The sequence below is a fragment of the Chromohalobacter sp. 11-W genome, from assembly GCF_029889905.1.
Lineage (GTDB): Bacteria > Pseudomonadota > Gammaproteobacteria > Pseudomonadales > Halomonadaceae > Chromohalobacter.
Genome location: NZ_JARANZ010000007.1, coordinates 244,019 through 262,654 on the forward strand (window position 1 = coordinate 244,019; position 18,636 = coordinate 262,654).

At 62.3% G+C, this 18,636-nt stretch carries 19 protein-coding genes, 3 tRNA genes and 1 rRNA gene; 7 read left to right on the plus strand and 16 right to left on the minus strand.

Annotation, left to right across the window (positions count from 1 at the left end):
* Nucleotides 1–169 precede the first annotated feature (169 nt).
* The gene (locus tag OP494_RS11985) at nt 170–724 is read left to right on the plus strand and encodes a flavin reductase family protein (RefSeq protein WP_280541036.1); all 555 of its coding nucleotides are present in this window, start codon (nt 170–172) and stop codon (nt 722–724) included.
* A gap of 109 nt (nt 725–833) precedes the next feature.
* On the opposite strand, the gene OP494_RS11990 is transcribed toward OP494_RS11985, so the two are convergent.
* The 7 genes from OP494_RS11990 to OP494_RS12020 all read right to left on the minus strand — a co-directional run bounded on the left by OP494_RS11990 (nt 834) and on the right by OP494_RS12020 (nt 5,484).
* A tRNA-Thr gene (locus OP494_RS11990) sits at nt 834–909 on the minus strand.
* A 21-nt stretch (nt 910–930) separates the two neighbouring features.
* Nucleotides 931–1,005 (minus strand) — tRNA-Gln (locus tag OP494_RS11995).
* Nucleotides 1,006–1,011: 6 nt separating this feature from the next.
* Nucleotides 1,012–1,087, minus strand: a tRNA-Phe gene (locus tag OP494_RS12000).
* Nucleotides 1,088–1,171: 84 nt separating this feature from the next.
* The gene (locus tag OP494_RS12005) at nt 1,172–1,444 is read right to left on the minus strand and encodes an oxidative damage protection protein (protein ID WP_246901259.1); all 273 of its coding nucleotides are present in this window, start codon (nt 1,442–1,444) and stop codon (nt 1,172–1,174) included.
* 42 nt (nt 1,445–1,486) lie between these two features.
* Nucleotides 1,487–2,548: an A/G-specific adenine glycosylase gene (gene mutY / locus OP494_RS12010; RefSeq protein WP_280541037.1), complete on the minus strand. Its 1,062-nt coding sequence runs from the start codon at nt 2,546–2,548 to the stop codon at nt 1,487–1,489.
* Between the two features lie 114 nt (nt 2,549–2,662).
* Nucleotides 2,663–5,032 (minus strand): AsmA family protein, encoded by a 2,370-nt coding sequence (locus OP494_RS12015; protein ID WP_280541039.1) that lies wholly within the window; start codon nt 5,030–5,032, stop codon nt 2,663–2,665.
* Nucleotides 5,029–5,484 (minus strand): acetyl-CoA sensor PanZ family protein, encoded by a 456-nt coding sequence (locus tag OP494_RS12020; protein ID WP_280541041.1) that lies wholly within the window; start codon nt 5,482–5,484, stop codon nt 5,029–5,031. The genes OP494_RS12015 and OP494_RS12020 overlap by 4 nt, the downstream gene beginning before the upstream one ends.
* Before the next feature lie 206 nt (nt 5,485–5,690).
* On the opposite strand from OP494_RS12020, the gene hisB reads away from it, so the two are divergent.
* The 4 genes from hisB (at nt 5,691) to hisF (ending at nt 8,543) form a co-directional block, all read left to right on the plus strand.
* Nucleotides 5,691–6,284 carry an imidazoleglycerol-phosphate dehydratase HisB gene (gene hisB, locus OP494_RS12025; RefSeq protein ID WP_280541043.1) on the plus strand — a complete coding sequence of 198 codons (594 nt, stop codon included), beginning with the start codon at nt 5,691–5,693 and terminating at the stop codon, nt 6,282–6,284.
* 28 nt (nt 6,285–6,312) lie between these two features.
* A complete protein-coding gene (gene hisH, locus OP494_RS12030) occupies nt 6,313–6,954 on the plus strand; it encodes an imidazole glycerol phosphate synthase subunit HisH (protein ID WP_280541045.1) in 642 nt (213 codons plus the stop codon).
* Nucleotides 6,955–7,017: 63 nt separating this feature from the next.
* The gene (hisA, locus tag OP494_RS12035) at nt 7,018–7,767 is read left to right on the plus strand and encodes a 1-(5-phosphoribosyl)-5-[(5-phosphoribosylamino)methylideneamino]imidazole-4-carboxamide isomerase (protein ID WP_280541047.1); all 750 of its coding nucleotides are present in this window, start codon (nt 7,018–7,020) and stop codon (nt 7,765–7,767) included.
* 2 nt (nt 7,768–7,769) lie between these two features.
* Nucleotides 7,770–8,543, plus strand: coding sequence for an imidazole glycerol phosphate synthase subunit HisF (hisF, locus tag OP494_RS12040; RefSeq protein WP_280541048.1), 774 nt, complete (start codon nt 7,770–7,772; stop codon nt 8,541–8,543).
* Between the two features lie 44 nt (nt 8,544–8,587).
* Here the strand turns inward: hisF and OP494_RS12045 are convergent, their stop codons facing one another.
* Together OP494_RS12045 and OP494_RS12050 are read right to left on the minus strand one after the other, a co-directional pair.
* Nucleotides 8,588–9,181: a YjaG family protein gene (locus OP494_RS12045; protein ID WP_280541049.1), complete on the minus strand. Its 594-nt coding sequence runs from the start codon at nt 9,179–9,181 to the stop codon at nt 8,588–8,590.
* A 29-nt stretch (nt 9,182–9,210) separates the two neighbouring features.
* Nucleotides 9,211–9,507, minus strand: a complete 297-nt coding sequence (locus tag OP494_RS12050) for an MGMT family protein (RefSeq protein ID WP_040239486.1) — start codon at nt 9,505–9,507, stop codon at nt 9,211–9,213.
* Between the two features lie 80 nt (nt 9,508–9,587).
* Here OP494_RS12050 and OP494_RS12055 point away from each other — a divergent pair, with 80 nt between their 5' ends.
* A complete protein-coding gene (locus OP494_RS12055; RefSeq protein WP_280541050.1) occupies nt 9,588–10,295 on the plus strand; it encodes a type 1 glutamine amidotransferase in 708 nt (235 codons plus the stop codon).
* Between the two features lie 24 nt (nt 10,296–10,319).
* Here the strand turns inward: OP494_RS12055 and mnmH are convergent, their stop codons facing one another.
* The 5 genes from mnmH to OP494_RS12080 all read right to left on the minus strand — a co-directional run bounded on the left by mnmH (nt 10,320) and on the right by OP494_RS12080 (nt 15,662).
* Entirely contained in the window at nt 10,320–11,405 is a 1,086-nt protein-coding gene (gene mnmH / locus OP494_RS12060) for a tRNA 2-selenouridine(34) synthase MnmH (RefSeq protein WP_280541051.1), read from the minus strand.
* The gene (gene selD / locus OP494_RS12065; RefSeq protein WP_280541053.1) at nt 11,402–12,439 is read right to left on the minus strand and encodes a selenide, water dikinase SelD; all 1,038 of its coding nucleotides are present in this window, start codon (nt 12,437–12,439) and stop codon (nt 11,402–11,404) included. Before selD ends, mnmH begins: the two co-directional genes overlap by 4 nt.
* Nucleotides 12,440–12,493: 54 nt before the next feature.
* Complete coding sequence (radA, locus tag OP494_RS12070; protein WP_040239481.1) at nt 12,494–13,870, minus strand: DNA repair protein RadA; 1,377 nt, start codon at nt 13,868–13,870, stop codon at nt 12,494–12,496.
* A 133-nt stretch (nt 13,871–14,003) separates the two neighbouring features.
* Nucleotides 14,004–14,462, minus strand: coding sequence for a copper resistance protein NlpE N-terminal domain-containing protein (locus tag OP494_RS12075; protein WP_179000248.1), 459 nt, complete (start codon nt 14,460–14,462; stop codon nt 14,004–14,006).
* A gap of 102 nt (nt 14,463–14,564) precedes the next feature.
* Entirely contained in the window at nt 14,565–15,662 is a 1,098-nt protein-coding gene (locus tag OP494_RS12080; protein ID WP_280541056.1) for an alkene reductase, read from the minus strand.
* Nucleotides 15,663–15,843: 181 nt separating this feature from the next.
* Here OP494_RS12080 and hisC point away from each other — a divergent pair, with 181 nt between their 5' ends.
* On the plus strand, nt 15,844–16,899 hold the full coding sequence (gene hisC, locus OP494_RS12085; RefSeq protein ID WP_280541058.1) for a histidinol-phosphate transaminase: 1,056 nt from the start codon (nt 15,844–15,846) through the stop codon (nt 16,897–16,899).
* A gap of 73 nt (nt 16,900–16,972) precedes the next feature.
* Here hisC and fliD read toward each other — a convergent pair whose 3' ends face one another.
* On the minus strand, nt 16,973–18,304 hold the full coding sequence (fliD, locus tag OP494_RS12090) for a flagellar filament capping protein FliD (protein WP_280541059.1): 1,332 nt from the start codon (nt 18,302–18,304) through the stop codon (nt 16,973–16,975).
* Between the two features lie 244 nt (nt 18,305–18,548).
* Nucleotides 18,549–18,636: ribosomal RNA gene (gene rrf / locus OP494_RS12095) — 5S ribosomal RNA — on the minus strand; the annotation flags it as partial.

The following is an 18,636-nucleotide window of genomic DNA, read 5'->3' on the forward strand; positions in this document are numbered from 1 at the left end:
CCGCGCACAAGGAAGTGTGGAGAGGTCGAAAGGAGCTCGACAGGACACGCAGTGACGCAACGTCCGCAGCCCGGCCTCGGCCGGGCTTATTTATGTCTGGTCCCCGCCAACGCCTTTCTCTGCCGCAATGGTCTATTTTAGTCGGAGTGCCATCGTGCAAGGAGAAGGTATGACACCACGCAAGACCGACTTCCCCCTCGATCAATGCCGCTGTCATCTGGAAACCGGCCCCATCGTACTGGTGGGTTCGCAGTGGCAGGCAGAACGTAACCTGATGGTGATGGGCTGGCACATGATGCTCGGCTTCACGCCGGCACACTTCGCTTGCCTGATCACCGCCGCCAATCACAGCCATCGCCTCGTGCGTGAAAGCCGCGAATGCACGATCAATATACCGACACTGGAAATGGTCGACGCCGTGGTCGGGGTAGGCAATAGCGATGGTGATACGCTCGATAAATTCGACACCTTCGGGCTGACACCCACTCCGGGCAAGAGCGTCTCAACGCCGCTCGTGGAGGAATGCTATGCCAGCTTCGAGTGCCGCCTGGTCGACGACAGCCAGATAGACCGCCATGAGCTTTTCATCTGGGAGATCGTCAAAGCCCATGTCGACACTTCGGTCGACCTTCCCCGCACACTGCATTATCGAGGACACGGCCGCTTCATGGTCGCCGGCGATGAAATCGCTCGCTCGGCGGATTTCCGAGTGCAGAATTTGTGATGTTTAAACGAGCGCTGTGGACACTTGGTTGACACATACAAAAAAAAACCGCCCTGAGAGGCGGTTTCTTTCAAGGCTAAAAAAGCCTTTAGAATCAGTCGCTAAGCTATGGTGCCGACACCAGGAGTCGAACCCGGGACCTACTGATTACAAGTCAGTTGCTCTACCAACTGAGCTATGTCGGCATAACATAAAGCCGTTAGCGATGGCTGGGGTAGCAGGACTCGAACCTGCGAATGCCGATACCAAAAACCGGTGCCTTACCACTTGGCTATACCCCAGCAAATTGGTGGCCAGAGACGGAATCGAACCGCCGACACGAGGATTTTCAATCCACTGCTCTACCGACTGAGCTATCTGGCCCTTCCAACGGGGACGCATTAAACCGAATTCTTCGGTTTGGGTCAAGCCTTTTAATTCAAAAAGATGCTGACCACCGGGCCTGCTCTACTGGCTCGGGGGTACGTAACCTTCGGCCTGGTCGGTATCCCGGTTATCCAGGAAGCGCTCCATCTGTTCCATGAGGTAGGTACGCGCTTCGGGGTCCAGCAGGCTGAGGTGCTTTTCGTTGATCAGACGGGTCTGCTGCGCCTGCCATTCGTCCCAGGCTTGCTTGGAAACCGTCTGCTGGATCTCCTGCCCCTTGGCACCGGGTAGCGGCGGAAACGGCAAGGCTTCGAGCTCCTGTTGGTATTTACGGCAAAAGACGGTCTGGCTCATGGCGCTCACTCCTAACGTATTGCGGTTCGTCATGACACGGGGTTACGAAACGTCTCGGTCGAGTAGTGTCTTGACCGGCGCCGCCAATCCTACACTAGCGGGCGCCTTGGCGTCGTACCATAGCGCCCCTTCCTCACCGACCGCTGAAGGCAGCTCATCCAGACGCGCCGGTGAGGGCGTGATCTTCAAGCGAAAGTGGCTGAAGGTATGCGTGAACGCCTCGCCATCCGTCTCACGCTTTGCGTGGGGGAAGCGCTGATCGAGCCAGGCGCGTAACGCTTGCTCGTCATCGAACTGGGGCAGGCTCCACAGACCGCCCCACAGGCCGCTGGCCGGGCGCTGCTGAAGGAAGACGCGTCCCAGTGGGTCACGCAACACCAGCATCAGTGTGGCGCGCTCAGGCAAGGCCTTGCGCGGCTTGGATTCAGGGAAGCGCGTTTCTTCGCTACGCGCATGCGCCACGCAGACATCCTCGAAGGGGCATAGCAGGCATGCCGGCTTGCTTCGCGTACACAGCGTCGCCCCCAGGTCCATCATCGCCTGGGTATAGTCGGCCAGGCGCTCCTCCGGCGTGTAACGCTCCGCCAGCGCCCATAGCTCACGCTCCACGGCAGGACGGCCGGGCCAGCCTTCCACGGCGTGCAGACGGGTCAGCACACGCTTGACGTTGCCATCGAGGATCGGCGCGCGCCGTCCGGTGCTGATGCTGATGATCGCGCCGGCCGTGGAACGCCCGATACCGGGCAGTGTGGAAAGCGCCTCGACGCTGTCCATCGGAAACTCGCCGCCATGTTCCTCCATCACCACCTGGGCTGCCTTGTGCAGATTACGCGCGCGGGCGTAATACCCCAGCCCCGTCCACAGATGCAGCACTTCGTCTTGCGGCGCTCGCGCCAGGGCGGCGACATTGGGAAAGCGTTCCATGAAACGCTGATAGTAGGGAATCACCGTGGCGACTTGCGTCTGCTGCAGCATGATCTCCGACACCCAGATGCGATAGGGCGTCTTGTCGAATTGCCAGGGCAGTGTCTTGCGACCGTGAACGTCGAACCATTCGAATACCCGCCGACGAAAGGTGTCGGCGGTGAGCGGAATTTCCTGCATGGGCGTTATCGTCCAGTCGTCGGCGGCGCCGCTAGATCATGGGGATGAGAGGTCATGGACATGCCAAAAAAAGCGCCGACAGGTGTCGGCGCAGGGACTGGCTTTGGGCTTTGCTCACTTGAATAGACCACGCAACTTGTCTCCAAGTTCCTTGGCGGAGCCTTCTCCCAATGTTTCGTCGATCTTGCGCGCGGTATCGCTGTCGAGCTCGTCTTCCAGCGCTTCGTCGAGCTTATCCCCGGCTTCGCGCTTGGCCTTGTCCTTGGCCAGCTCTCCCAGCGTGTCCTGAAAGGCCTCGCGATCGAAGCTACACCATTCACCCGGCTCTCCGCCCAGTTGCCCTTCACAACGCACTGGCAGGCTTACTTGCTGCAGCCGCGAGGTCACTCGACAGGCATTCTTATCGGCGGTATCGATGAAGCGCGCCTTGAGATCGTAATCGAAACGCTCGGTAGGAATGTTGAACGAGCCCGCGCCGGTCATCTCGATGCCCGGAATACGCACCTCGAGATCGTCGTTGCGCGCCACGCCATCGGTGATATCAAGGCTCGCCGACAGCGTGTCGAAGGGCGTGTCGTCGCTCCATTCGCGATCCGACTGGTTGCCGTCCAATATGGCAGCCGCGGTACATAGCTGACGCGAGACATTGACGTCGAGCATCGCGCCATCGTCGATGCGTAGCGAGGCCGTGCCGTTGAGATGGCGCTTGAGCGATTCGAGCTGATTGGTCTGCGAGGTGACATCGCTTTCCAGGTTGAGCCGGCCGCGCAAGGGCGATTCCGCGTCGTTGATATCTTTATACAGCGGCGCGATCTGCACCCCGGAGAGCGACTGAGTCATGGCCAGGCGCAGCGGCGATTGACGGAGATCCAAGCTACCCTGGGCGTCGAACGTGCCCTCGTAGAGTTTGGCCGACAGGGACTCCAGACGCTGACGCCCGTCGCCACCCGTCACGCGCAGCGCTACGTCCTGCAGCGTCATGCCCTTGAGGATCACGGTATTCACGGCAAGCTTGCCATCCAGCGTCAAATTGGACAGCCACTCGGCGGGTAGCAAACCGGCACCCTCGGCGGCGGCATAGGCCGACGAGACGCCCAGCATTTCGACGACGCTCGCCGTGTCTTCGTCCTTGCCCTTGTCCGCTTCCTTACCACTCTTTTCGGCGGGCGGCAGGTAGGCGTCCAGATCGAGACGTTCGCCCTGAAGGTCGAAGCTCAACCACTGGCCATCGAAACCGGCGCCCAGTTCCCCGGTCAGCGTTTCACCATCGAGCAACAGGCTGAGATTCGAGAAGTTGATGCGCTGGAGATCGCCATGCACGGGGCTGGTCATGGCCAGTTCGCTCAGCGCCTTGCTATCGCCGGTCTCGGGCAGGGCGTCGAACCGCTTGAGCCAGTCTCGCAGTGGCAGCGGCGCCAGCTTGAGCTGGCCAGTGTACTGCGGCTCCCCGAGCAGTTCGGTAAAGCTCAGTGTCCCCGTCAGATCCAGGTCGTCATCGCCGCTCAAGGCGATATCACGCAACTGAGCGGTTTGAGCATCGAGATCGGCTTCGCCATCGAAGCCCAGGCTCAATCCGAGCGGCTTGCTCTTCACTGCGGGATGGTGGAAACGGGTGTCGAGCTTGGCGTCCTCGAGGCGGTAGTGCTGCTCCTGCGTCTCTGCCAGCAGGTGACCGACTTGCAGATTGATGCCCTGCGCCTGATCGGAAAGCGCCGGCCACTGCGTGCTGGTTTCCAGAGTCACGTTGTTGAGTTCATAGCGGCCGTCGCGCAGGCCCAGGCGTACACGGCTCTTGAACTTCACCTGGCTGGACAGCTCAGGCGCTTGGCTGTCGAGATCGAATGACATCTGCAGTGGAAAGGCGGCGTCGGGATTGACGTTGCTGCCCTCCATGCTGAGTTTGGAGAGCGTTAGATCCAGATCGCGCTGGGCGTCCTGGTAATGCACTCGACTGTCGCGCACCTGGACACTCGCGATATCCAGCGCCACGGGTAGGCTGTCGGGATTCTGATTCAGCCCCGGCCCTGCCGATGCCGGCGCCAAGGCCTCCTCGGCCTGGTCACCGCCGCGCTCCATGCGATCGAGCAAGACTTCCCAATTGCCGCGACCTTCGGCGTCGCGCTCGAGATTGAGCCGCATGCCATCCAGCGTCAGCCCTTCCACGGCCACCTCGCCGGAGAGCAGCGGCGCGAACGCCACGCTGACCTCGGCGCGGTCGAACGCCGCAAAGGCATCGGCGTCATGAGATTGCTCGGGCAGCCAGGCCTCGGCCTGCTCGACACTGAAGCCCAGACGTGGATAGAAGGACCAGGACAAAGGGCCGTCCAAGTTAAGTTCCAGCCCACTTTGATCGCGCACCGCCTCGACAAGCCGGGGCTTGAGGTCGTTGGGATCGAAGAACGTGGTGATGTAGACCACGGCGCCGACCACGATCAAGGCCAACACCCCGACCACCGCCAGCAATGCTCTCAGCAGCGCTCTCATTGGCGCCCTCCCTGTGACGCTAATGGATGAAATTCATAGTACGTTCCGTCGGCGGCGGGATGATAGCCAAGCCGGGTCAACAACAGTTGATCCCCCATCATCAGCACTGAAGTGGGAACGCGCGGCGTACAGCCTTCGCCTTGCGCGCGTTCGGCAATCAGCATCAATAACCGTGAGCCGACTCCGCGGTGCCGGGTTTCGGCACGTACGCAGAAATGTGACAACCACCATACGCGAGTTTCGCGACGCACGGCGACCGCTCCTAGTCGGCGCGCGTTGAATAACGCGCAGCAGAACACGCCGCCCTGGGTGAAGTGATCGTCGATGAAGCGCTCGACGGGCGCGGGAAGACGCTCGGCGGGGGCATCGCGGTAGATGCGCGCGAGATCCTGCGCCACTTGGGCATCCTTTTCCCATTCGGCGCGATCGATTTCCTGCAAGGTCACCGGCATGCTTGCTCTCCCTGGACGATCTCCCTGGCCCTGTCACGGACCCTCGAGCATTGGTGGAGGGACGCGGGAATCGTCCCTGAACTCCCGGCATTGTAGCGGATGGCCGGGGCGATTCTCTATAATGAGCGTTCCATGGCGCCGCGAGCCTTGCGCATCCACGCCTTCATCGCGCGCCCCGTTCACGTCCGAAGTGCTGGAGACCCCCTATGGCCGAGCGCGTCGCCACCGTGTCCCGCGACACCCACGAGACCCAGATTCAGGTCCGTATCAACCTCGACGGCGAGGGCCATTTCCAATCCGAAACTGGCGTCGCATTTCTCGATCACATGCTCGATCAGGTGGCGCGCCACGGCCTGATCGACCTGGAGATCAATGCTCAGGGCGATTTGCACATCGACGATCACCATACCGTCGAGGATATCGGCATCACCCTAGGGCAGGCCTTCGCCCAAGCCATCGGCGACAAGCGCGGCATTCGGCGTTACGGCCATGCCTACGTGCCGCTGGACGAGGCGCTCTCGCGTGTCGTGGTAGACTTCTCGGGGCGTCCTGGACTGAGCATGGATGTCGAGTTCACACGCGCGAACATCGGCCGCTTCGACACGCAGTTGTTCTGGGAGTTCTTCCAGGGCTTCGTCAATCACGCCCAGGTAACGCTGCACATCGACAACCTCAAAGGCTTCAACGCCCACCATCAGGCGGAAACCATCTTCAAGGCCTTTGGCCGCGCACTGCGCATGGCGGTGGAACCCGATCCCCGCATGACCGGACGGATGCCCTCCACCAAAGGTAGCCTGTGAGGCTCTCACGACGCGCTAAGGAGCGAGCATGACGATTGCGGTCATCGATTACGGCATGGGTAACCTTCACTCCGTCGCCAAGGCGTTGGAGCACGTCACGCATGAAAACGTCGTCATCACCGACGATTCGCGCAGCATTCGCGGCGCCAGCCGCCTGGTGCTGCCCGGCCAAGGCGCGATTCGTGACTGCATGGGCGAATTGCAGCGCAACGATCTACAGGGCCTGGTGCAAGAAGTACTACGTGCCCAGGCCAAGCCGTTGCTGGGCATCTGTGTCGGCCAACAGATGCTGATGGAAGAAAGCGAAGAAAACGGCGGTGTGGCGTGCCTGGGCTATCTGCCAGGGCACGTGCGTCACTTCGGGCGCGATCTGCGCGATGCCCAGAATCAACGCCTGAAAGTGCCTCACATGGGCTGGAACCGAGTCACGCAGCATCACACCCACCCGCTCTGGGCGGGCATCGACGACGAGGCACGCTTTTATTTCGTGCACAGTTACTACGTCGAGGCACAGGAAGACAGCGACATCTTCGGCACCACCGCATACGGCGGGCATACCGCGCATGTCGCCACTGGCCGTGGCCCGGTCTTCGCCGTGCAGTTCCACCCCGAGAAAAGCGCGCGTGACGGGTTACGCTTGCTCGAAAATTTCGTCACCTGGACGCCCTGAGCGTTCAGGCCGGACATGCCGCCTTTCGACGGCGGCGCCACACGTATACCGAGAGGACACGTCATGCTGGTGATTCCCGCCATCGATCTCAAGGACGGCCAGTGCGTCCGCCTCAAGCAGGGGCGTATGGACGACTCGACCACCTATGGTGACGATCCGGTGGCCATGGCCGCGCGCTGGGTCGAAACCGGGGCCCGCCGGCTGCATCTGGTGGATCTCAACGGGGCCTTCGAAGGTCAGCCGGTGAACGCCGAGGCGGTGACCGCCATCGCCCGCGCCTATCCCGAGCTGCCGATCCAGATCGGCGGTGGCATTCGCACCGCCGCGACTATCGAGGCCTATCTCGAGGCGGGCGTGTCTTACGTCATCATCGGCACCCAAGCCGTCAAAGACCCGGCTTTCGTCACCGAGATGTGCCGGCGCTTTCCGGGCCGCGTAATCGTGGGGCTCGACGCCCGCGACGGTTATGTCGCCACCGATGGCTGGGCCGAGGTGTCGACGCTCAAGGCCGTGGACCTGGCCAAGCGTTTCGCCGACGATGGCGTGACCTCGATCGTGTACACGGATATCGCCCGCGACGGCATGATGCAGGGCGTCAATATCGCGGCCACCGCCGAACTGGCGCGCGAAGGCGGTCTCCCGGTGATCGCCTCCGGTGGTGTCACCCATCTGGGCGACATCGAGGAACTGCTCGAGGTGGAGCACGAAGGCATCCTCGGCGCCATCACCGGACGCGCCATCTACGAAGGCAAACTCGACGTCGCCGAGGCCCAGCGCCTGTGTGACGCCGCGCCAGCCACACGGAGAAGCTGATCATGGCACTCGCCAAGCGCATCATCCCTTGTCTCGACGTCGATGCCGGCCGCGTGGTCAAGGGCGTCAACTTCGTCGGCATCCGCGACGCCGGCGACCCGGTCGAGGTCGCCAAGCGCTACAACCAGCAGGGCGCCGACGAGATCACCTTCCTCGATATCACCGCCAGCCACGAGGATCGCGGCACCACGGTGGAAATGGTCGAACGCATCGCCGGGGAAGTCTTCATTCCGTTGACGGTGGGCGGTGGTATTCGCACCTGCGACGACATCCGCACCATGCTCAATGCCGGCGCCGATAAGGTGTCGATCAACACCGCCGCGGTGACCAACCCGGATTTCGTTCACGAAGCGGCCGAGCGCTTCGGTAGCCAGTGCATCGTGGTCGCCATCGACGCCAAGCGGGTCTCTGGCGAGGGCGAGCCGCCGCGCTGGGAGATCTTCACCCACGGCGGACGCAAACCCACCGGGCTCGATGCCGTGGAATGGGCGTGCAAGATGGTCGAACTCGGCGCGGGAGAACTGCTGCTGACCAGCATGGACCGCGACGGCACCAAGTCGGGTTTCGACCTGGGAGTGACCCGCGCCATCGCCGATGCCGTCAGCGTTCCGATCATCGCCTCCGGCGGCGTCGGCGACCTCGATCACTTGGTTGCGGGCGTCAAGGAAGGCGGTGCGGATGCCGTGCTCGCCGCGAGTATCTTCCACTTCGGTGAGTACACCATTCCCGACGCCAAACGCTACATGGCCGAACACGGCATCGAAATGCGCCTGTAGGCCCACCGCAAAGTCGGCGTGGGCCTCATACCTCGACACATGCCCTAGTCGGCGCTGAGCCCCAGGTTGCTGACGCCCTCGTTACGCCCCAGGCGTCGCAGCGACTTGAGCGCGTCACGTGTCAGCGGCGCCTCGACATGCTCGAGCGCCGCTTCCTGGAAGCCGTGCTCGTCGTCCATCAACGGGTGCTCACGCACGCGTGCCGCCAGCCGCTCGGCATCATCGTCCGCGCCGTCGGTCATCTCGATGTAGGCATGCACGCCATCGCGTGACAGGCGGCTCACGTCACGCGGCGACTCGGGTGCTTCGCTGCGCAAGGCATCGAGCAGTGCCGCCAAGGCCATCACCACTTCGACCGCGCGGCGCGCGCCGAAGCTGTCGTCGTTTTCCGGCGGTTCCTGCTCGGCGAGTTTCTCGGCCTGCTTGTCGAAGTCGATCGCCGCATCCTTCACGGCCAGCGCTTCCCACGCCAGATCGAGCACGTTGCGCAGCACCTTGGCGTCGCCGATGCCGCTCATCTGGGCATACAGCGCATAGTTGGGCAGCATGCGCTCGATCAAGGCCGCCATGAAGGCCTGCCGGGCTCGCGCGGGCAATTGATCCAGACGGGCATGGAAGCCGTCGGCGGACGCTGTCATATCATTACTCCTCGGGAGATGCGTCAGGGTCAGGGCCAGAGTATGTCTTGGAGCACGCGGCCACGGGCATCGAACACAACGCCCTCGGCGCGCAGTTTTTCATGCTGGCGCACGGCGCCGGTATGCTCGGTCACGCGCCGGCTGGCATTGATGACGCGATGCCAGGGCAGCCCATGGCCGCTGGGCAGGTGGCGCATGGCACTCCCCACCATGCGTGCCGTGGCGCCATCGGTCATGTTTGCGATACGCCCGTACGTGGTCACTCGCCCCTCGGGGATCTGGGCGACGATGGTATAAATCTGTTCAAGCACCTCGGCTCGCGGCATGCTAGCTCTCCTCGACGATCCACTACTCCTCGACGCCCCCACTTGCTGCGGGGGGACGGCTTTACCATCATGGGCGCATCATGCATATCTACTTTCTTCAGCACGCGGATTATCTCGGCCCGGCGCGCTTCGCCGATTGGCTGACGGGCATGGGCCACAGCCATAATACATGCCATTTATACGCAGACGAGGCACCGCCACTTTTCGACAACTTCGATGCCTTGATCGTACTCGACGCGCCGTTCGGGCTCCACGAAGACACGCCGCCGGCGTGGCTCAAGCGCGAGCGCAAGTTGATCACGCGCATGCTCAAGAGCGGCAAGCCGCTGCTCGGCGTCGGTGTCGGTGCGCAGTTGATCGCCGAGGCGTTGGGCGCCATCGTCTCCCGGGGCACCTATGCCGAGCGCGGCTGGCAGCCTATCACCCTGGCCGACGAGAGTCCCTTCGACCTGCCCGAGCGCTTCGAGGCATTCACTTGGCATCACGATGTCTTTGGCCTACCGGACGAGGCCTTGCCTCTGGGCGGCAGTACCGCCAGCCCGTTGCAAGGCTTCGCCTGGGACAGCGGCCGCGTGGTGGCGCTGCAATGTCACCTGGAGGCCACCGCCGCCTCGGTCAGCGCCCTTTACGATCACCTTGCGGCATTCGATGAGCGGCTCGCGGCCACCGACGGCGCTTACCTGCAATCCCGCGAGACGGTCATGGAGGAACCGCGGCGTTTCGACCGCCTGGCCGCCCTGCTCGACCGCGTCATGCTCGATTGGCTGCGGCATGCCCGCCGGCCTTAGGCTTTGTGCGAGACAGGCGAGCGGTTAACGCGCCAGTGACGCCGACCAGTCCTGGGCAAAGGCCAGGCAGCTCTCCCAGTCGCCGACATGCAGCGCCTCGTGGGGAGACTGCTCGAGCTGATAGCGATACATGGGATCGTAGTATTCGAGCATCAGCGGCGCGAGCCAGGCTTCGTGTGCCTGGGTATTGCCCCGCTGGTGTTCGCGGAAAGCCAGGCCCTGCAAACGTTGTAGCCGTTGGAAACGCGCACTGCCTAGGCGTTTACGCACGCGTTTGAGCGCGCTGGAAAGCTGCTTGCGCATCAACGCCCAGCCCAGCCACTCGCCATAATGGCCACGGTAGGTCTGCCACAAGGTCTCGATATAGTCCTTGCGGATCTGTTCGAGGCGCCAGTCCAGCGGCATTTCCACACGAATGCGCGGCGCCGCTTCCATGGTCCGCCAGAAGGCCAAGGGAATATCCAGCCGCCCGATCATGCGTGACTCATCCTCCACCACGCAGCCGTGCGGCATCCGCGACAGCGCCACGCCCAGCGCATGCTCGAAGTCGATCTGCGACGGCCCCTGCAAGGGGTGCCGCCCGAACGCGGAGCCCTTGTGTCGAGCATGGCCTTCGAGATCGACACCCGTGTCGAGACGTTGAATCAACTCGGTCTTGGCGCTACCGGTGAGGCCAGCCACGACCAGCGTCGGTCGCGTCGCCGCCGAGGTAATCTCGGCGCTCAGGCACTGACGCATGGCCTTCCAGCCGCCCTGGATACGCGGCAAGGTGATGCCCGCCTCCTGCAGCCACTGCTGCGCGATTTGCGAACGCAGCCCGCCCCGGAAACAATAGATCAGCGCCTGGGGATGCCGCTCGGCAAACGCTTGCCACGCCGCCACGCGACGTCGCTTGAGAGCGCCATCCACCAATTGCGTGCCCAGCTCGATGGCGGCGGCCTGACCGGCTTCCTTGTAGCGGATCCCCACCGCCTGGCGCTCGGCATCGTCCATCAACGGCAGGTTGACGGCGCCCGGCAAGGCGCCTTGGTCGAACTCCACCGGGGCACGCACATCGATCAGCGGGCGCTCGAGCAACGCCAGCCCTGGCGCGATCTGCGGTAGGCTCACCCACGCACCTCGATCACACTGGCGCCACTCGCGGGGCGCATCTCGCCGAAGGCTTCCAGCGTGAGGCCGTGTTGACGACCGATGCGCTCGACGTCATCCGCCCAGGCGGGGTCGACGCTCAGCAGCAGGCCGCCCGAGGTCTGTGGGTCGCACAGCCATTGCCAATGCGCCGCATCCATATCGGGCAAGGCCTCGCCCAGGGCCTGACGGTTGCGCTGCGTGCCGCCGGGCACCGCCCCGCGCCGCCGGTACGCTTCGGCCTCGGCGAGCCTGGGCAGCTTGGCGAAGTCGATCCGCGCTTTGAGGCCGCTTGCCTGGCAGACTTCGCTGAGGTGCCCGGCCAAGCCAAAACCGGTGACATCGGTCATGGCATGCACGCCCTGGACCTTGGCCAGCTCGATCCCGATCCGGTTGGCCTTCAGCATCGTGCGGCGCGCCAGCCCTTGGTGGCCGGATTCCAGCCAGCCATGCTTTTCCGCTGTGGTCAGAAGCCCCACCCCCAGCGGCTTGGTGAGGTACAGCAAGTCGCCTACCTTGGCGTTGCTGTTGAGCTTGAGATGCTCGAGATCGACCAAGCCATTCACCGCTAGGCCGAAGATCGGTTCGGGAGCATCGATGGAGTGTCCGCCGGCCAAGGCCAGGCCCAGCTCGCGGCAGATCGACTGCGCGCCGCCGACCACGTCGCCGGCGATTTCCGGCGACAAGGTATCGATCGGCCACCCCAGGATGCCCAGTGCCATGATCGGCGTACCGCCCATGGCGTAGACATCGCTGATGGCGTTGATGGCGGCGATGCGCCCGAAGTCGAAGGGATCGTCGACGATGGGCATGAAGAAGTCGGTCGTCGAGATCAGGCCACGACCATCGCCGAGGTCATAGACGGCGGCGTCTTCGCGGCCCTGGTTACCCACGATCAAGCGCTTGTCGGTGGCACCGGGGCCCGCCTTGGACAGAATGCTGTCCAGCACGTCGGGGGCGATCTTGCAGCCACAACCGGCACCGTGGCTGTATTGCGTCAGGCGAATGGCACTCATTGGGCACTCCTTGGCAATCGTTCACTCCATTCTACATGACCGGCGCGCCAGCGTTTACAGGGCTTCCAGAGCATCGCCGAGTTTATCGACGGCGATCACCTCCATGCCCTCGGGCGCCTGCCGGGGGGCGTTGGCACGCGGCACGATGGCACGCGTAAAGCCGTGCTTGGCGGCCTCGACGATACGCTCTTGGCCACTGGGCACGGGGCGAATCTCGCCCGACAGCCCTACTTCGCCGAAGGCCACCAATTCACGTGGCAAGTTGCGGTTCTGCAGACTGGAAACGACGGCCAGCAACACGGCCAAGTCGGCGCTAGTCTCGAGCACCTTGACGCCGCCGACCACATTGAGAAAGACGTCTTGATCGCCGGTAAACAAGCCACCGTGCTTGTGCAGCACGGCCAGCAGCATCGCCAGGCGATTCTGATCGAGCCCCACGGCGACGCGCCGTGGATTGCCCAGGGCCGAATCGTCGAGCAATGCCTGGACCTCGACGAGAATCGGTCGCGTGCCTTCCCAGACCACCATCACCAGGCTGCCGGGCGCTTGTTCTTCGGCGCGCGACAGGAAGATGGCGCTGGGGTTCTTGACCTCCTTGAGGCCGTGCTCGAGCATCGCGAACACACCCAGCTCGTTGACCGCGCCGAAGCGGTTTTTCTGCCCGCGCAGGGTGCGGAATCGCGAGTCCGCCCCGCCCTCGAGCAGCAACGACGCGTCGATCATGTGCTCCAACACCTTGGGGCCGGCCAATGTACCGTCCTTGGTGACGTGCCCAACCAGCATCAGCACGGTGTTCGACTGCTTGGCAAAACGCGTCAACGCCGCCGAGGATTCGCGCACCTGGGCCACGCCACCCGGCGCCGAGCTGATGTCCTCCAGGTGCATGGTCTGGATCGAGTCGATGATCAGCACGGCGGGCTTTTCACGCTCGGCGACCGCAAGCACCGTTTCGATGCTGGTCTCGGCGAGCATGTTGAGCCCCTTGACCGGCAGTTGCAGCCGATGCGCACGCATCGCTACCTGGGAGAGCGATTCCTCGCCGGTGACATACACCACCTTGTGCGACTGGGCCAGCTTGCAAGCAGTCTGCAGCAGCAACGTCGACTTGCCGGCGCCGGGATTACCCCCCAGCAGCACCGCCGAGCCCGGTACGAGGCCACCGCCCAGCACGCGGTCAAACTCGCCGAAGGAGGAGGAGAAACGCGGCACCTCGGTGAGGTCGACCTCGCCCAGGTCGACCACGTCGCGCGAGACCAATCCCGCATAGCCGCTCCGCCCCGTCGTCGATGGTGATTGCGCATGCGGCCGAGCGCTACCCAGGCGCACTTCGCTGAGCGTATTCCACTCGCGGCAGCTCGAACACTGCCCTTGCCATTTATTGTATTCGGCACCGCATTCGGTGCACACGAAGGCGCTTTTCGCCTTGGCCATGTCGTCGCTCCTTGCTGATCACCGGCATTCTATCATCGCGCCCGGCATCGCCTCGTCCGGGTATGCCTCACGGCAGGGCCGGACATGAAAAAGGCGGCCCGTGGGCCGCCTTTTCGGTGATACGAGAACGCGATTACTGCTGGCGTTGCAGACGCAGCGTCTCACCGTTCTCGAAGCGGCGCAGCTGCGGGTCGATCAGCTCCAGTGTGTTGGCGTCGAGCTTCTGGAAGTAATAGATCTGCCCTTCACCATTGGGCGTCAGCTCGTAGACGGTCGCTTCAGGATCTTTCGCGGTGCCATCGATGACATCCCACTGGCCGTTGTATTCTTCGGCCGGCGGATTTTCCGGATGATTGCGATATTCGGCTTGCAACTCGAAGGTGCGCTCATCCGCAGTCGCGTCCTCATCACCCATCAGTTGCACTTCAAGGTCGATACCGTCGCAGCTGCGGCAGGGCAAGGTGCCACTGTAGACGGTCGGCTGTTCGGCTTGCTCCGACGCACCAGGCTGGCCTTGCTGTGAGGTGCCCGTGGCACAACCGGCAAGTACGGCGAGCATGGCGGAACCGGCGAGCAACGTCCTGATCTGCATGGTAGTCCTCCTAACCAATGGGTCCTGGGCCGCTCCCGCGGCCCCGTGGGTGACAGCATAGCGTCATGTGACGCTATCGGACACCCTTTGCAGACTTAGACCTCATGATAATGTCGGATAGTCCGTGTAACCCTCGGCGCCACCGCCGTAGAACGTTGCCGGGTCGGGCTCATTGAGCGTGCTATCGCGACGGAAGCGTTCGACGAGATCAGGATTGGCGATATAAGGACGCCCGAAGGCTGCGCCATCGCCCAAGCCATCACGAATCAACGCCTCGGTGCGCTCGGCGGTATAGTGCCCGCAGTAGATCAGCGTTCCCGGGAAGCGCTGGCGCAACTCGCGGCGGAAGGTGTCGGTCAGTTGCGGCCCCTCGCCAGTCCAATCGGGCTCGTTGACATGCAAGTAGGCAATGCCGCGACGCGTCAACTGCTCGGCCAGATAGAAGGCCATCGCCTCCGACTCGTCATCGCTCAGGCCGAAAATCTCGATGAACGGCGAGATACGAATCCCGACTCGATCGGCGCCCATGACCTCGCTGACGGCATCGACTACTTCCAGGACCAGGCGCGCCCGGTTGACCAGACTAGCGCCATAGCGGTCAGTACGCTTATTCGAGCCCGTGGCCATGAACTGTTGAAGCAGGTACGCATTGGCGGCGTGCACTTCGACCATGTCGAATCCAGCGCGCTTGGCGCGTTTGGCGGCTTGACGATAATCGTCGATCAGCGCGGGGATCTCGTCGGTTTCCAGGGCCCGTGGCGTGCTGGTCGGGTGCTGGCCCGAGCTGCCGTCATCGAACTCGAGGAAACAGTTGGCGCCTTCGGCTCGTAGCGCGCTCGGCGCCACCGGTGGTTGGCCGCCCGGCTGGATCTTGTGATGCGAGATCCGGCCCACGTGCCATAGCTGCAAGGCGATCCGCCCGCCGGCACGATGCACGCTATCCACGACACCCCGCCAACCGGCTTCCTGCTCGTCGGTGTAAATGCCCGGCGTATAGACATAGCCACGCGCGGTGGGAGAAATATTCGTTGCCTCGCTGAATATCAAGCCAGCATCGGCGCGCTGCGCATAATAGGTTTGCTGCAGCGCCTTGGGCACCATATCCGGCGTGCGAGCGCGGGTCAGCGGTGCCATCAGCACTCGATTGGGAAGCGTCAGCTTGCCCATGGTGAGCGGTGAAAGCAGTGAATCGTAAGCCATGTCGCCTCCTTTGGAACTCTTGGGAATCATCACGATGCGCAAGAGATGAGGTCGTTAGTAAACTAATCAAGGGCATGCCTGCATTCTCTGTCGTCGACATAAGAGACGCGGCGCAACTTGCGCGCGTCCGGGCGTCGCGTCACCATGGACACCTACCTCATCACTGCCTGTGCGAGCGTTCATGAGCAAGTTCTGGAGTCCCGCCGTGCGTGAGCTCACTCCTTATGTGCCGGGAGAGCAACCGCGCGAGCGCCTTATCAAACTCAATACCAACGAGAATCCCTATCCGCCCGCGCCCGGCGTCGAGCAGACGCTACGCGATTTCCCGGCCGATCATCTGCGTCTCTATCCGGACCCGAGCGCCACCGCGCTTCGCGAGGCACTGGCCGAGGAATACGGCGTCGCAACCGAGCAGGTGTTCGTCGGCAACGGCTCCGACGAAGTGCTCGCACTGGCCTTCCAGACGTTCTTTCGCCAGCCGCGTCCGCTGCTGATGCCGGCGATTTCCTATAGCTTCTATCCGGTCTACTGCAAGCTCTACGACGTGGCCTACCGTAGCGTGGCATTGGATGACCAGTGGCGTGTGCCGCTGACGGCCTTCGATACTGACAATGGCGGTATCGTCTTCGCCAACCCCAACGCACCGACCGGCCACGGGCACCCGCGCGAGGCGATCGCTGCCTTGCTCGCGCGTAATACCGAGAGCGTGGTACTAATCGATGAAGCCTACGTGGACTTCGGCGGTGAGAGCACGGTCCCTCTGGTCGCGCGCTTTCCCAACCTGCTGGTGACGGGGACTTTCTCCAAATCACGAAGCCTGGCCGGGTTGCGCCTGGGCTTTGCGATCGGCTCGCGAGAACTGATCGAGGGGCTGGAGCGCGTCAAGGACTCCTTCAATTCCTTCCCTATCGATAGCATTACCATCGAGGCGGGCATCGCCGCACTTCGGGATCGTGCCTACTTCGATGCTTGCCGCGAACGCGTCATCACAACGCGCGAGTGGACGCGGCGCCAACTCGAAACGCTTGGCTTCGAGGTATTGCCTTCGCAGACCAATTTCCTGTTCGTGCGGCACGATGCCTATCAGGGACGGATGCTCTTCGATGCCTTGCGAGAGCGTGGCATTCTGGTGCGTCATTTCAACAAGGAAGCGCTGAGCGACTTCCTGCGTATCAGCATCGGCACGGATGATGAAATGACGAGTCTCGTGGAAGCGCTTGAGGCTGTGTGCCACTAGCGCGGCGTGCCACACAGCAAGACGCCCGCACGAGGCGGGCGTCTATCATGACAGGCATCACAGCGGCGAATCGTTATATCGCGGACAGTTGCTGTGTGAGGTAGCTGCTGGTTTGATTCATTTCAGCCACCATGCTGTCGAGTTCCTGGAACTGAGTACGATAACGATCCACCGTACTCGCGATGCTGTCCTCCATCGAAGAATAGCGTTCCTCGAGACGGTCCATCTGGTTCTCGGCGCCGGTCACGGCGCCCTCCACCATGCCGTCTTCACCTAGCATGGTATCCAGCTCTTCTTCGACCTTACCGGCAATTCCCTGGCTATCTTCAGTACCCGTGAACAGCGTCTGGACTGCGCCGGGCTGGGTCGAGAGCGCCTCGTCGAATTGTTCCTCGTCGATTTCCAGCTCGCCATCGACGTTCATCGAAATGCCGGCATCTTCCAGTGTTTGCAGACCATCGCCATCGACGCTTTCGGTCATCGTACTCCGTAGACGGGACTCCGCCATGCGCGTCGTGCTGTCACCGAGCAAGTCGCCGGCTTGCGTCTCGCCATCTTCGGAGCTGAAACTGGTGAGGTCGGCAGTGGTCGATTTCATGTCGTTGTAACTGTCGACGAAGTCTGTGATAGCGCCGCGGATCGACTTGTCGTCTCGCTCCACCGCCACCGTGGACTCTCCGGTGTCGGTCAGACTCAACGTCGTACCCTGGATAGCTTCTTCAACCTGATTACTGGCGCTAGTGATGTCGATGCCATTGACGTTCAACTTGGCATCTTGCCCTGTGACTTCCGTCGTAGTATCAAGCGTCAAGCTATCGAGACCATTAAACACAACAGTATCAATCGCAGCCTGTTGCCCGGTCTCTTTCGATGCCAGCGCTAGCCGGTGTTGATTGCCATCAAAAACAATCGAGGCAGAAACCCCAGAATCACTCTCATTGACCGCATCGCGCACATCACTCAACGTGCTATCTGCTTCCACCGTGATGCTACTTGTTGGCGTTCCGTCGCCCAATGTGACATCGATACTCGCCTCGGTCCCGGCATTGAGAACGGCTTCCTCATCAACGCCTTGGGTGGCGATGCTGGAGGCGGTGGCCAGACGCTCGACATTAACGTTGTAACGCCCTGGCGGCGCATCGGGCGTGGCAGCGGCTTCTACGCTCTCCCCTTCAACGCTGCTGGTCACACTATTGAAAAGCTCGGGGTCAGTGAGATCGCTTGCTGAAGACTGAACTTTCGACAAAGCACTCTGCAACTGGCCATAAGCCGATATTTTCGTTTTTTGCTCGGCCTGCTGCTGCTGGATAGGCACGAGCTTTTCTTGCTCGGCCTCTTGAAGTTGATCAAGTAGCCCGCTGAGATCAAGGCCGGAGCCAACGCCCAATGACGAGATGGAAGCCATACCGCCTCTTCCCCTTTTAGATGCGTTTCATCGCAAGCTTACGTCTGCTGATGTCTGTGTCCCACCCTAGCAAACCTCTCGCATATTAGGGAGAGAGAATAGCGACAAAAACTCCCACGACCCTCGGCATTCAAAAGTCTCAAGTTTTCGCTCTAGCGGCCGATATTGCAGCGTTTTGTCAGGCTGTTTTTCAGCCCCCCAACGACAACACCCCCGACCATTGGCCGGGGGTGTCGAAATAAATGCCTGACGATGACCTACTCTCGCATGGGGAAGCCCCACACTACCATCGGCGCTAAGCGGTTTCACTGCTGAGTTCGGCATGGGATCAG